12 protein-coding genes are annotated in these 13,239 nt (G+C 74.5%); 2 read left to right on the top strand and 10 right to left on the bottom strand.

What is annotated here, in order from left to right; all coding sequences use genetic code 11:
- Positions 1-4: 4 nt before the first annotated feature.
- Together ACGF8A_RS16065 and ACGF8A_RS16060 are read right to left on the bottom strand one after the other, a co-directional pair.
- A complete protein-coding gene (locus ACGF8A_RS16065; RefSeq protein WP_393108456.1) occupies positions 5-247 on the bottom strand; it encodes a DUF5133 domain-containing protein in 243 nt (80 codons plus the stop codon).
- A gap of 259 nt (positions 248-506) precedes the next feature.
- On the bottom strand, positions 507-1,046 hold the full coding sequence (locus ACGF8A_RS16060; RefSeq protein WP_393108454.1) for a hypothetical protein: 540 nt from the start codon (positions 1,044-1,046) through the stop codon (positions 507-509).
- 208 nt (positions 1,047-1,254) lie between these two features.
- Here ACGF8A_RS16060 and ACGF8A_RS16055 point away from each other — a divergent pair, with 208 nt between their 5' ends.
- Together ACGF8A_RS16055 and ACGF8A_RS16050 are read left to right on the top strand one after the other, a co-directional pair.
- On the top strand, positions 1,255-1,485 hold the full coding sequence (locus tag ACGF8A_RS16055; protein ID WP_393108452.1) for a DUF397 domain-containing protein: 231 nt from the start codon (positions 1,255-1,257) through the stop codon (positions 1,483-1,485).
- Between the two features lie 73 nt (positions 1,486-1,558).
- The gene (locus tag ACGF8A_RS16050) at positions 1,559-2,479 is read left to right on the top strand and encodes a helix-turn-helix domain-containing protein (protein WP_393108450.1); all 921 of its coding nucleotides are present in this window, start codon (positions 1,559-1,561) and stop codon (positions 2,477-2,479) included.
- A 9-nt stretch (positions 2,480-2,488) separates the two neighbouring features.
- Here the strand turns inward: ACGF8A_RS16050 and ACGF8A_RS16045 are convergent, their stop codons facing one another.
- From ACGF8A_RS16045 to ACGF8A_RS16010, 8 genes are all read right to left on the bottom strand, one after another.
- Positions 2,489-3,313 (bottom strand): SAM-dependent methyltransferase, encoded by an 825-nt coding sequence (locus ACGF8A_RS16045; RefSeq protein WP_393108526.1) that lies wholly within the window; start codon positions 3,311-3,313, stop codon positions 2,489-2,491.
- Positions 3,314-4,055: 742 nt separating this feature from the next.
- Complete coding sequence (locus ACGF8A_RS16040) at positions 4,056-5,321, bottom strand: ABC transporter substrate-binding protein (RefSeq protein ID WP_393108448.1); 1,266 nt, start codon at positions 5,319-5,321, stop codon at positions 4,056-4,058.
- Positions 5,318-6,412, bottom strand: coding sequence for a branched-chain amino acid ABC transporter permease (locus ACGF8A_RS16035; RefSeq protein ID WP_393108446.1), 1,095 nt, complete (start codon positions 6,410-6,412; stop codon positions 5,318-5,320). Before ACGF8A_RS16035 ends, ACGF8A_RS16040 begins: the two co-directional genes overlap by 4 nt.
- Positions 6,405-7,301 (bottom strand): branched-chain amino acid ABC transporter permease, encoded by an 897-nt coding sequence (locus ACGF8A_RS16030; RefSeq protein WP_393108444.1) that lies wholly within the window; start codon positions 7,299-7,301, stop codon positions 6,405-6,407. The genes ACGF8A_RS16035 and ACGF8A_RS16030 overlap by 8 nt, the downstream gene beginning before the upstream one ends.
- Positions 7,298-8,095 (bottom strand): ABC transporter ATP-binding protein, encoded by a 798-nt coding sequence (locus ACGF8A_RS16025; protein WP_393108442.1) that lies wholly within the window; start codon positions 8,093-8,095, stop codon positions 7,298-7,300. The genes ACGF8A_RS16030 and ACGF8A_RS16025 overlap by 4 nt, the downstream gene beginning before the upstream one ends.
- Positions 8,092-8,874 (bottom strand): ABC transporter ATP-binding protein, encoded by a 783-nt coding sequence (locus tag ACGF8A_RS16020; protein WP_393108440.1) that lies wholly within the window; start codon positions 8,872-8,874, stop codon positions 8,092-8,094. Before ACGF8A_RS16020 ends, ACGF8A_RS16025 begins: the two co-directional genes overlap by 4 nt.
- A 165-nt stretch (positions 8,875-9,039) precedes the next feature.
- Positions 9,040-10,299, bottom strand: a complete 1,260-nt coding sequence (locus tag ACGF8A_RS16015; RefSeq protein ID WP_393108438.1) for a helix-turn-helix domain-containing protein — start codon at positions 10,297-10,299, stop codon at positions 9,040-9,042.
- Positions 10,300-10,442: 143 nt separating this feature from the next.
- Positions 10,443-13,160: a LuxR C-terminal-related transcriptional regulator gene (locus tag ACGF8A_RS16010; RefSeq protein WP_393108436.1), complete on the bottom strand. Its 2,718-nt coding sequence runs from the start codon at positions 13,158-13,160 to the stop codon at positions 10,443-10,445.
- Positions 13,161-13,239: the final 79 nt, after the last annotated feature.

Here is a 13,239-nt window from a genome sequence, read left to right as displayed (position 1 = left end):
CGGGTCAGACGGCCAGCGACAGTCCGCTCTCCCCGTCCGGGCCGGTGGGGCGCCCGCTCGTGAGCAGGGCGTCCGCCTTGGCGATCGCGTCATGGATGCTGGTCGTGCCCATCATCACGCACAGCGTGTAGCTGACGTCCTCCAACTCCCGTGCGGTCGTCGACGTCTCGCTCTCCGCCTGGGCGATGCGCAGCGATGCGTACCTGGTCAGCAACTTCCTGACGGCCTTCGGGTCCGGAACAAGCACGGGGCGCCCCTCTCTCGACTTTTGCGCACCGTATGCCCGGACAGGGGCGGACCATTCACCTCTCCTGGCCCTGGACACCCATTTGACGCAATACCGTTGCCTACCGGGACAGCCTCGCCCCCTCGCCGTTCATCTCTCAGGCCGCCCGGCCGCACCGCGGGCGCCTCGTGCGGCGTCCTGACAGCCGGCCGGTCGGTGCGGTGGGTGAAAGCGCTCACCCCCCGCGCGCACGCGGGGAGCATGGGACCTCGCCCGGTCGCTACTCGCCGAGGGAACGCGCCAGTTCGGCGCAGGCGCCGACGACCTCGGCGTCCTCCTCCGCCATCAGCCGCCCGAGGACATCGCGCCGCGCGTGGACGGCACGGCGGGCGGCGCGCTCCCACACCACGTGGTTCTCGCGGTGGTTGAGCAGCTTCGGATAGGCCGTCGCGGTGTGCTCCCACTGCCGGGCGTCGGCGATGTTCTTGAGCAGCTGGATGATCCGGGGCCGGCAGGTCACCTCGGGCAGTTGGGCGAGCTCCCACAGGAACGGCACGGTCGCGGCCGTGGCCTGCTCCACCACGAAGCCGTACTGGCAGATGCGGTCGCGCAGTTCGTCGAGCGCACGGCCCGCGGCGTCGGGGCCGCCCCAGGCGACGGTGTTGAGCAGCAGGGGGATCGCGGCCGCGGATCCGGTGGAGTCGCGGATGTCCCGCCAGGGCACCTCGCCCAGCGCCCGGAGCGGCGTCGCTCCGCCGCTCGGCCGCGGGTCGCGGTCGGTGCGCTCGTGGCTGTGCTGTCCCGTCGAAGCGGTGCGCATGGCGTGGGGCCTTTCCGCAGCGGTCATGTCGGACGGGAGACAGGCCTTGCGACCTGCTCTTTCCTCTGAGGCGACGTCATGATCCGGCGCGTGCCGCCGGGTTGACGCCACGGCTATTATCCACGCTGTCAGCGCCCGCGTGCAATTGCACGAGAAATTGCGCGAGAATCGGGTAGGGACTCAGCACCGTGAACCGAGGGAGGTCGTGATGTCGGTGATGCCGAACGGAGTGCGGGCGAGCAAGCTGGACGCCCGCTGGACCAAGAGCCGGCACAGCAACGCCGAGGGCAACTGCGTGGAGGTGGCCGCGCTGGTGGATGGCGGCGTCGCACTGCGCAACTCCCGTGACCCCGACGGGCCCGCGCTCGTGTACACGGCGGCCGAACTGGCGGCGTTCCTGGCCGGCGCCAAGGAGGGTGAGTTCGACCACCTGGTGTGAGGACTCCGCCTGCTGCGGATCGGTGAAGTGCGGTAGCGTGAGGGGTACTTCTGCCGGTCCGCAGGGAGCAACGATGTCCGCCGAGTCGCAGCGCATCTCTCGTCTCCGACCCTATCTCGACCGTGCGGAGCCCGCTCCGACTCTGTTGAAGATGCTGGTCGGCGTGCAGTTGGCGGGCTTCCGCGAGGACGCCGGACTCGCCCAGGACCAGGCGGCGCGCGCCCTGGGATTCAGCCCGGCGAAGCTGTCGCGCATCGAGTCCGGCAAGGGCCGCAGGCCTCCGACCGAGGCCGATGTCCTGGCGCTGCTGAAGCTTTACGAGGTGGAGGAGTACGACGCGTCGATGCTGCTCCAGTTGCTCCGGCGGGCCGGGGAACCAGGCTGGTGGCAGCGGTACGACAAGCGGCTGATGCCCGAGTGGTTCGACCGGCTGGTGGGCCTGCAGGAAGCGGCCGCCTCGATCCGTACGTTCGAGATCCAGTACGTGCCGGGGCTGCTCCAGACGCCGGACTACACCCGGGCCGTGGTGGAGCGTGGGCTGCCGGTCGCGCCGCCGCACGAGGTACGGCGGCGGGTCGAACTGCGTTCCCGGCGCGCCGAGTTGCTGACGCGGCCGGACGCGCCCCAGCTGTGGGCGATCATCGACGAGTCCGTGCTGCTGCGCGTACTGGGCAGCCGGGCCGTGATGCGCGACCAGCTCGCACACCTGACCGAGATGGCCCAGCAGCCCCATGTGACCGTGCAGGTCGTGCCCCTGGACGTGACCAACGCGTCGGCACCGTCGATCCCGATCACCTATCTCCGCTTCGACGGCCTCGACCTGCCGGACGTCGTCTACCTGGAGCACATCAGGAGCGCGAACTTCCTGGAGGACCGGGACGAGACGGAGGAGTACCGCGTCGCCCTGGACCGGCTGGCCGACGAGGCGCTGACGCCGCGCGCGTCGCTCGCGCTGCTCCAGGAGACGGTGGAGCAGCGCTACGCGAAGGACTGACGGCCGGTCCTAGGGGGCCGGGATGCGGGCGACGCCGCCGAACTCGATCCACTCGTGGGTGAGCTGGCGGGGCGCCACCTCGGAGTCCGGGCGCCAGGTCGACACCTCCACGAGGCCCGGCTCGAGGATCTCCAGGCCGTCGAAGAGCGCGGCGACGTCCTTCTCCTGACGGACCCTGCCCCAGTGCCCCTGGGTGACCTCGTTCATGAAGTTGGTGACGAACTCGCGGACCTCGGCGTCCTCGCTGACCAGTTGGCACATCAGCAGGAAGCTGCCGGGGGCCAGCCGTTCGGACACGCGCTGGACGACGGCCTGCGGGCCGTCGGTGTCGCTGTCCGGGATGCAGTGGAAGACCGAGTTGAACAGCACGCAGACCGGCTCGGAGAAGTCGATCAGGCGCTGGGTGTCGGGGTGGGAGAAGATCGCGTCCGTGTCCCGCATGTCGGCGTGGATCACGCAGGTGCGCTCGTCCTGCTCCAGCAGCGCACGGCCGTGCACCAGCACCATCGGATCGTTGTCGACGTAGACGACATGTGCGGTGGGGTCGTACTGCTGGGCCACCTGGTGGACGTTGTCCTGGGTGGGCAGGCCTGAGCCGTGGTCCAGGAACTGGCGGATGCCGTGCTCGGCGGCGAGCGTACGGACCACGCGCTGCATGAAACGGCGGTTGTTGACGGCGAGCCGGCGGGTGCTGGGGACGACCTTGTCGAGTTCCTCGCAGGCAGCGCGGTCCGCGGCGTAGTTGTCCTTCCCGCCGAGGTAGTAGTCGTACATCCGCGCGGCCGTCGGGACGCCGGCGTCGATCTCCTTGGACAGCGGCTTGTCGGTGTGCATCGAGCCCCCTGCTCTCGCGCCGAGCGCCAACTCGGCTGTCATGACAGGGAGTACATCCTAGGGAGGCGGTCACGGCCCGTGCCAGCCCAAGTACGAAACAGAACGCCGTCCGGAGGCAGAATCCGGAACCGGGCGCGCCCCGCCGGTCCGGGCGGCGTCCTGCTCGGCCGGTCCCGGAGACGAGGACGAGGTCCGGGGCGGAGGTGGACCGCGGCGGATCACGGCGGGACGGCAACCGGAACGGGGCGGCACGGGAGACCCGGCGGGCGTCCGGGCCGTGCGCACGCGCTGCGGACGCGCGCAGCGTGTTGCGGCGAAACGGGCGACGGGGGGTGGGCGGTGCCTCGTTCGCCGGGCGCGGAAGACGCCGCCCCGGTGGCTTCCGGCGCCCGGAAGGTGGTGCCGAGTGCGTCGCGCGGACGCGGCTCGCGTGCGCTGATCGGGAAGTCCGGGGCGGCGGACAGCGGGGGACTCGGCTTCCGGCCACGCCGGTCAGGTCCCCCGCCGGCCGGGCCGAGGCCCGCGGTCGCGCCGCACCCGGCGCGACCGCCGACCCCGCGGGCCCCGGGTACGGTGACCGCGTCCGCACCCGCCCCCGCACCCACCGGCACCGGCACCGGCGCCAGACCCCCGCCGCCGAACCCACGGCCACCGGCGCCGGGCCCCCGCCGCCGAACCCGCGGCCACCGGTCGGCCCAGGCGCGGCCCCTCGACCACGCCCAGGGCGGCCGGTGGCAGGGGATCAGCCGCCCAGGGACGCCACGTACTCCTCCGCTCCCGGTGCCTCGTGGGCGTCCTCGGCGATCACCAGGCCGCCCAGTGCCTTGGAGTCGGGGCGCAGGACGTATGTGGCGAGGCTGGCGGGGCTGTTGACGTCGGAGAAGTCCTGGGGGGTGCCGAGGCCGGTGTCGGCGTTCTTCTGGGAGCGGTGTGCCTTGACCACGTCCTCGCGGGCGAGGCTGCCGGCCGCGCAGGCCTTCTTCAGGTCGGCGCCCATGAGCTGGGCGGCGTTGTAGCCGGACAGGACACCGGAGTCGACCAGGGCGCCGGGGTACTTCTTCTGGTACGCGGCGACCATGCCCTTGACGCCGGGGAGGTCGGAACTGACGGCCGGGGCGGCGCTCACCACGTGCAGCATGGCCTCGAGGGCCTTCGCCGCGGGGGTCTTCATCAGCTGGGGCGCGAAGCCCGGCGCGCTGCTGACGATCGGCACCCGCAGGCCCCGGGCCGCGGCCACGCCGGCGAGCGACGCGGTCTGCGCGGGCCCGGCGCTGACCAGGACGGCCTTCACCCCGGCCGCGCGCAGCGCCGAGACCTGCGCCGTGAGATCGGTGTCCGTCGCCTTGATCTTCTGGCCGGTCACCGTCATCCCGGCGCGTTCGGCCGCCCAGGTGGACCCTTCCAGCGCGTTGGCGCCGTAGTCGCCCTCGAAGTACACGTGTCCGATTTTGTCGCCCTTCTTCAGCCCCTTGGTGCGGGCCAGGAAGTCGACGGCGGCGATCATGTCGACGTCGTACGTGGTGCCGAGCACCTGGACGGAGTCCTTTCCGAGCAGGGAGGCCGCCCAGGCCTGCGGGAAGGTCAGCATGCTGTCCCGCTCGATGTCGTCGATCAGGGCGGCGACCACCGGGGACCCGATGACCTGGGGCAGCGCCACGACGTCCGCGGAGATGTCGGCGTAGGCGGTGACCGCCTTCTGCACGTCGTACCCGTGGTCCTCGACGACGATCTCGACCTTCCGGCCGCAGATCCCGCCGTCCGCGTTGGTCTCGTCGGCCCACATCTGCTGCGCCTGCACGATGCTCTTGCCGAGGGTGGCGTAGGGGCCGGTCAGGTCGGTCAGCGCGCCCAGTCTGACGGTCTTGTCGGTGACTCCCGGCCCGGACTTGACGCCGTCGGCGCCGTCCTCGGTGCTCTTGCCGTCCGCCTTGGAACTGCACCCCGTGGCGAGCAGCAGCGCCGACAGGGCCGAGGCGAGGAGGATCCTGGTGGGGTGGGTGACGTTCACGGGGTGTGCTCCTTGGCTCGTACGGCGGTTGCGGGTGGGGCGAGGACCGGCCGGCGGCGCAGGCGGACGCGGAGGCGGGCGGCCAGGCCGCGCAGGCCGTCGGGGGCGTACAGCAGGATCAGGACGATGGCCGCGCCGTAGAGGTAGCGGGCGGCCTCGGTCGGGCCGACCGCGCCCTCGGCGGACCCGGGTGCGGCGACCAGCGGGAGATGGTCGGCGTAACGGGTCATCAGCAGCGGCAGGGCGGTGACGAAGACGGCTCCGGCGGTCGCGCCGGCGACCGAGCCGAGGCCGCCGATGACGATCATGGCGAGGTAGTCGACCGAGAGGGCGAGCCCGAAGTAGTCGGGCACGATACGGCGGAAGCCGAGGGCGAGCAGGGCCCCGGCGAGGCCCGCGTACATCGAGGAGACGACGAACGCCGCCGAGCGGTGGCGGGCCACGTTCACGCCCATCACCGCGGCCGCGGTCTCGCTGTCGCGCAGGGCCACCAGCGCGCGCCCCGGACGCCCCCGCAGGATGCCGCGGGCGGTGAACCAGGTCAGGGCGAAGAGCGCGAGGCCGAGGTACCACAGGCGTTCCTCGGCGCCGAACGGCACGCCCATCAGGACGACTTCGGGGTCGCCGTCGGCGAAGGTGAACCCGCCGAGGCTCAGCGGCGTCACGGAGCGGCCGTTGAAGCCGCCGGTGACGGAGTCCGCGGTGAGCAGGACGTGGTGGCCGAGGAAGACGAGCGCGAGGGTCGCGACGCCGAGGTAGATGCCCCGCACCCGGCCGGCGACGGGGCTGAAGAGCCCGCCCGCGACGCCCGCCAGCAGCACGGCGAGCACCAGGGCGAGGGCCGGGGGCAGGCCGGGGCCGGGGTCGCCCGCGAGCCAGGCGTAGCCGTAGGCGCCGACGGCGAGGAAGAAGGCGTGCCCGAGGGAGAGCTGGCCGGCCGTGCCGGCCAGCAGGTTCAGGCCGACGGCGCCGATCGCCGCGGCCATCGCGAACAGGCCGATGCGCAGCCAGAACGCGTCCAGGTAGAAGGGCAGCGCGCACAGGACGACGACGGGCAGCGCGAGCCTGCCCCACTTCAGGAGGTCAGACACGGACCGCTCCCTTCGCGCCGAACAGACCCGTGGGACGCACCAGCAGCACCAGGACCATCACGGCGTACGGGGCGACATCCGCGAAGCCCTCGCCCAGGACGTGCAGATCGGACTGGTATCCCGCGACGAGCGCCTCGGTCAGGCCGATGAGCAGGCTGCCGGCCAGGGCGCCCGCCGGTGAGGCCATGCCGCCGAGGACCGCGGCAGGGAACGCCTTCAGGGCGATCTGCCCGGTGGTGCGCTCCAGTCCGGGGGCCGGGAACGCGGCGAGGAACAGCGCCGCCAGCGCGGCCAGTCCGCCCGCCAGGCACCAGGCGATCATGCGGACCCGGGTGAGCCGTACGCCCATGAGCGAGGCGGCCTCCACGTCCTCGGCCGCCGCACGCAGCGACAGTCCCCAGGAGGTGTACCGGAACAGCGCGAAGACCGCGCCGATGACGACCGCGGACACGGCGATCGCGGCGAGCCGGCTGCCGGCGACGGTCACCGGCCCGAACGCGCGCACCGAGTCGCCCCAGGGGTCGCCGAGGGTGAGCAGGTCGCCGCCGATGCGCCGGGCCAGGTCGGTGAGCAGGACGATGTCGACGCCGATGGTCGCGATGGTCGCCACGTGGGCGGCCCGCTGGTCCTGGCCGATGCGCTGGAGCAGCAGCCGGTCCACGGCTCCGGCCACGGCCGCCGTGACGAGGACGGCGAGCGCGAGGGCGCCGGCGAAGCCGAGGTCGTCGTGGAGTACGGCGGTGAGGTAGCCGCCGAGCAGCAGCAGTGAGCCGTGGGCGAAGTTCAGCACGCCCGATGCCTTGAAGATGATGACGAAGCCCAGGGCGACCAGGGCGTAGACCGAGCCCAGGGCGAGGCCGCCGAGAACGTGGTCGAGCAGCCCGGTCATGCGGCGCCCTCCTCGGCGTTGCCGGTGCCGAGGTAGGCCCGCAGCACCTCCGGGTCGCGCTGGACCTCCTCGGGGCTGCCGTGGGCGATGCGGCGGCCGAAGTCGAGGACGGTGACCTCGTCGGCGAGCCGCATGACCAGGCCCATGTCGTGCTCCACGAGCAGCACGGACAGGCCGAGCCGGGCCCGCACGTCCCGCACGACCTCGGCGGTGCGCAGGCGTTCGGCGGCGTTCATCCCGGCCACCGGCTCGTCCAGCAGCAGCACCTGGGGTTCCAGGCACAGGGCGCGGGCGAACTCGACGCGTTTGCGGTCGCCGTACGACAGGGCGGCGACGGGCGTGTCGAAGTGCCGGGCCAGTCCGGTCAGTTCGGCGATCTCACGGACCCGGGCGCGGTGTTCGCGCTGTTCGCGCACGGCGGTGGGCAGGCGCAGCGCGCTGGCGGCGAAGCCGGCCCTGGACAGGGCGTGCCGGCCGAGCAGCAGGTTGTCGGCGACCGTGCCCTCGGTGGTGACGATGTTCTGGAAGGTGCGGGCGACGCCCAGGGCGGCGATGCGGTGGGGGGCGAGCCGGGTGAGGTCGGTGCCGCCGAGCCGGACGGTGCCGGTGGCGGGGCGGCACAGGCCCGACAGGACGTTGAAGCAGGTGGACTTGCCCGCCCCGTTGGGGCCGATGAGGGCGTGCACCGTGCCCGGGGCGACGGTGAGGGAGAGGCCGTCGAGGGCGGTGAGGCCGGCGAAGCGGACGGTGACGTCGTGGACTTCGAGGGCGGGCGGGTCGGTTCGGGTGGTCACGCGGCCCCCTGCTCGCCGGCGGCCTCACCGAGATAGAGGCGGCGTACGGCGTCCGTCCGGGCGAGTTCCGCGGCGGGGCCGGACAGGCGCACCTCGCCGACCTCCAGGACGTGGGCGTGGTCGGCGAGCGACAGGGCCATGCCGGCGTTCTGCTCGACCAGCAGGACGGCGGTGCCCTGGGCGTTGATCTCGCGGATCACCTCGGCGATCCGCTCGACCATGCGCGGGGCGAGGCCGAGGGACGGCTCGTCGAGCAGGAGCAGGCGCGGGGCGGCCATCAGGGCGCGTCCGATGGCCAGCATCTGCTGTTCCCCTCCGGACAGCAGACCGGCCGCCTGACCGGTGCGTTCGGCGAGCCGGGGGAAGAGCGCGAAGACGCGGTCGCGGGCTTCGCGCACCCGCGCCGGGCTGCGCCGCCCGAGCCCGAGTCCGCCCGCGCGCAGGTTCTCCTCGACGCTGAGCCCGGCGAACACCCGCCTGCCCTCCGGGACCTGGACGACGCCGGCGCGTACCGCCGCCACCGGGTCCTGGCCGTCGAGCGCGGTGTCGCCGTAGCGGACACGGCCGGCGGTGACCGCGCCGCGGTGCAGGCGCAGGGTTCCCGACACCGCGCGCAGCAGCGTCGACTTGCCCGCGCCGTTGGCGCCCAGCAGGGCGACGACCGAGCGCGGCGGGACCGTCAGGGAGACCTGGCGGAGGGCGGACAGGGCGCGGCCGTACATCACGTCGAGTTCCTCGACGCGCAGGACGGCGCGATCGTCCGGTGGTGCTTCGGGCATCACAACTCCTCGGATCCGCGCCCGGGGGCGCGGACTTCGGGGGGAAGGGGTGCTCACGACAGCATGTGCCGTGAAGGGCGGTACAGGCCTGGGGGCGTGGTCGGGGCGGGGTCCCAAGCGTGGGCCGAGGGGGTTGTGCGGCTGCCCAGCGGGCGCACGCGCGGCTCAGGGCCGCAGCAGGCGGCGGGCGGTCAGCGCCAGGCTGATCTCGACCAGGTCGCGGGGGCGGGACAGCGATCGGCCGGTCATTTGTTCGAAGCGGCGGATGCGGTTCAGGACGGTGTTGCGGTGGCAGTACAGCCGGCGGCCGGCCCGCTGGGCCGAGCCGTCGCAGTCCAGCCAGGCGGTGAGGGTGTCGAGCAGGACGTCGCGGTCGGCCGGCTCCAGGCGGGACAGCGGGCCGAGGACCTGCTCGGTGAGGGCGGTGCCCAGTTCCGGGCCGGAGACGACCAGGGCCGCGGGGAGGTGCTCGGCCAGCCGGACCGTGCCGCCTTCCTCGGGGCAGATCCGCAGCGCGGTGTCGGCCTGGCGCCGGGCGTCGCCCACCGCGGCCAGGCCCTCGACGGTGCCGCCCACGCCGATGCGGACACCGGGCCGGGGCTCGGGGGGTCCGGGGAAGTCGTCCTCCGCCAGCAGGACTATGCCGTAGTCCACCTCCACGTCCGTGTGCCAGTGCACGCGCACACCCTCGGGGGCCGCCGCGGAGCGGGCGTCGGCGCATCCCTCGGCCGTGCCGCCGGTGACGGCGACGACGGCGTACCGGCCCTGCTCCGGAAGTTCCAGGGCGCGGGCGGCCTCGGGCAGGTCGGCGATGCGGGCGGCGCCGTCGAGCAGGGCGGCGGTCAGCAGCCGCACCCGGTTCTCGCGCCGCCAGGTCAGCTGCCGCTCGGTCTGCCGGTAGGCGTCGGCCACGAGGGTGCAGTGCTCGTCGACGAAGTTCCATATGTCGGACGCCACGTGCACCAGGAGCCGTACGTCCTCCGGCGCCGTCCGTGAGGTCTCCTCGACGAGGCCCTGCCAGACCAGGGAGCCACCGAGACGGAACGCGTGCAGCAACGCGTCCAGCGGCAGGCCCTGTTCGGCACGCGTGGCGCCGATCCGCCAGGTGCACCGGCGGGCCGCGTCCCGGGTGCCGCGCGGGTCGAGCAGCGAGGCCACGCTGTGCCGCAGCGACCGCTGGACCTCCTGCCAGGTCGTGCCGGGGTCGTTCTCCAGGGCGGCCCGGTAGGCGGGTTCGTGGTCCTGCAGGACGGCAACGAGCCGGTCGGTCAGCTCGGGCAGGTCGGCCAGCAGGACCCGGGCCGCGCGGTGCAGGACACGGAGGGCGTCGGCGTCGATCAGCGACCGGCCGGGCCGCGTCCGCGGCTGCGGTACGGCTCCCGGTGCGCTGCGGAACGCCGTTCGTGGCCGAAGGGCTTGCTGCATCGCGGTTCCCCCCAGGGTGGTTGGCCGGCGGCGCGCGCACCCGGAGAGCTGTCCGCCGGTTCCCGGTCGGCGGGGAGGGTCCGCGCGGTGGCCGGCGGCTTACTCGTGCTGCCCCGAAGAATGACATACCGCCCGGTCGGTCCCTAGAGGCGTGCACCGGACTTCTCGGCCTGTTCGACGATGCGGGCCAGCTCCACCCGGGAGCGCACGCCGAGCGCCGCGTAGACGTTGCGCAGGTGGTAGTCGATGGTCCGGGTGCTCACCGACAGGCTGCGGGCCACCTCCCGGTTCGTGGCACCGTCGGCCACGCACCGCGCGATACGCCACTGCTGCGGCGTCAGCCGCGCGAGCGCCCCGGGCCGCTCCCCGCTCGGCGCCGTCCCGTTGGCCCGCAGCTCGCCACGCGCCTGCCGCGCCCAGACCCCGGCGCCGCAGCGCTCGAAGCCGACCAGCGCGGCACCGAGCCGGTCCCGCGCCTCCCGCAGCCGGCGCCGGCGGCGCAGCCATTTCCCGTACGCCAGTTCGGTCCTGGCGCGTTCGAAGTCGCCGGCCGTGCGGTCGTGCAGGTCCAGCGCGCGCACGTACAGTTCGTCGGCAGCCTCCGGCCCGGCCAGCAGGGCGCGGCAGCGCAGCAGCTGGGCAGGCGCGTGCGGGTCGGCGCCGAGTCCGGCCCAGACTTCGAGGTCCGCGACGACCGGCCGCGCCTGCTGCGGACGTCCGGCGAGCACGGTGGCCTCCACGTAGCAGGGCACCGCGAGCATCCAGACCGCGAAGTGACCACGCCGGGGGCCGGGAAGCACCAGCGGCCCGAGCCGGTCGGCGGCGTCCAGCGGGCGCCCGCCTCCCAGGTCCGCCCGGGCCGCGGCCCAGTGCGCGAGGGTGGCCGCCTGGGCCAGACCGTGGCGGCGGGCGGTCGTGAGCGCGGCCGACACATGCCCGGCGACGACGTCCGGCTCCCCCTCGATCGACGCCGCGAGGGCGAGCACGGCGTGATGGTGGGCAGCCGTGTTGCGCTGCCCGCCGCGCTCGGCGGCACGCAGCCCTTCCTCGGCGTGCGTCCGGGCCTGGGCGTGCCAGCCGGCGCGGAGCTCGGCGTAGGCCAGGTACTCCAGGGCGCGCGGTTCGAGCGCCGCGGATCCGTGGTTCCTGGCCGCGGCGAGGGCGCGGGTGCCGGCCCGGACGGCCGCCGCCGGGTCGCCGAGCAGCAGGGCGGCGGCCACCGACCGCAGCAGGGCGTCGGGCTGATCACCGCTCAGCGCGTACGCGACCACGCGGCGCAGGCGGGGTGCCGCCGCCTCGAAACGGCCTTCGAGTGCCGCGAGCATGCCGAGGCGGTAGTCGCACTCCAGGCCTTGCCGGCGCCACCCGACGCCCGTGGGCTCCTCGGCCAGAGCCTCGTGACACTCCGCCATACGGCCTCCGGCCCAGGCCGCGTCGGCGGCGGCCAGCGTGGCCGCCGCCGCCCGCTCGGGCGCGGTGCCCGCCAGCAGCCGCGCGGCGGAGAGCAGGGAGGCGTGGGCGTCGGCGACCGGCCCGTCGTACCGCTCCGCGATCCCCCGGACGAGTTCGGCGCGCCCGCGTACGGCGGGCGGTGCCGCGTCGCCCGGCGGCTCGGGCAGCAGCCGGAGCGCGTGCCGGGAGTTCCCGGCGAGCAGCGCCTGTTCGGCGGCGTCCGTACGGCGGTCCGCCCGGAGCGTGCCCCGCGGCGTCAGCTCGGCGGCACGCACGTGGGCGACGGCCCGCAGCCGGGGCGAGGCCGGGGTTGCCGCCGCGGCGGCGGACAGTTCGTCGGCGAGAAGTGGTGCGGGCCGGTTCGCCGCCCAGGCCCGGTGGAGCAGCGCGAGGAGCCGGTGTCCGTCGGCCTCGTGGACGCGGGCGAGGGCGCGGTGCGCGGCGCGGCGGCGGTCGGGAGCCGCGGCGGCGTGGACGGCCCGGCCGACCAGGCCCGAGTGGAAGCGCAACCGCCCGTCGGCCAGGGCGAGGGCCTCGGGCAACGGGTGCCGGCCGGGCGGGGGGCCGTTCAGGGCGCGGTACACGAGGCCGGCGTCGACGTCCGCCGTGTCCGGTTCGCGCAACGCGGCGGCGACCGTCAGGAGCAGGTCGTCCACGTCGGCCCACGCCGTCCCACCGGGGCACTCCCCCACCACGCCGGTCAGCGCGGCGGCGTCGGCCAGCGGCCTGGACGGGGCCCGTTCGCCGCTCAGGTCGGCGGGCGAGAGGCGGCGCAGCAGGGCGAGCAGCAGAGCGGGGTTGCCCGCCGCCTCCTCCAGGAGGTCCGCCCGGAGCGCGGGCGGGACCGCCCCACCCGTGACGTCGTCGAGGAGCGCGTCGGCGTCCGCCGTGGAGAGCGGGTGCAGGCGCAGTACCGGCAGCGCGGCCAGGTCGTGGTCGAGGGGACCGCGGGTGGAGAGCAGCAGCCCGACCCGGCTCGCCGTCTCCAGGCGGCGGGCCGCGCCCGCCAGCGCGGCGCGGGAGGCGGGGTCCCAGAGGTGCACGTCGTCGACGCAGACGAGGAGTGGGGCGCCCGCGGCTGTGTCGCCGAGGGCGTCCAGCAGGTCCCCGGCCGCCGTGTCCGCCGTGACCTCCTGCCCGGGGGCGCCCACGATCCGCCGCAGGGCCCGTACGTCGTCGTACGGGCGCCCGGGCGTGGTCGGGTCGGTACGGACGTGGACGGCGGACCCGGCGGCGAAGGTGCGGGCCGCGTGGTGGAGCAGGGAGGTGCGGCCGAGGCCGGGCTCCCCGGTCACGACGAGTACGCCGCCGCCCGTCCCGAGCCGGTCCGACAGCGCCTGCACCGTGTGCAGTGGGGAGCGGCGGCCGTACAGCTGCGGGGGTGCCGTCGCGGTCGTCTGTCCGGTCATCCCCGTGACGTTACGGGCGGGCGGCGAGGCGCGGAAGCCGGGCGTCCGGGCCCGTCCGGCCTCCCCGGGCGCCCGTGAC

Origin of the sequence: Streptomyces sp. NPDC047706 (assembly GCF_043204795.1) — a bacterium.
In the GTDB taxonomy this organism is placed as follows: Bacteria; Actinomycetota; Actinomycetes; order Streptomycetales; family Streptomycetaceae; genus Streptomyces.
This window is presented reverse-complemented; position numbering and strand designations above follow the sequence as displayed.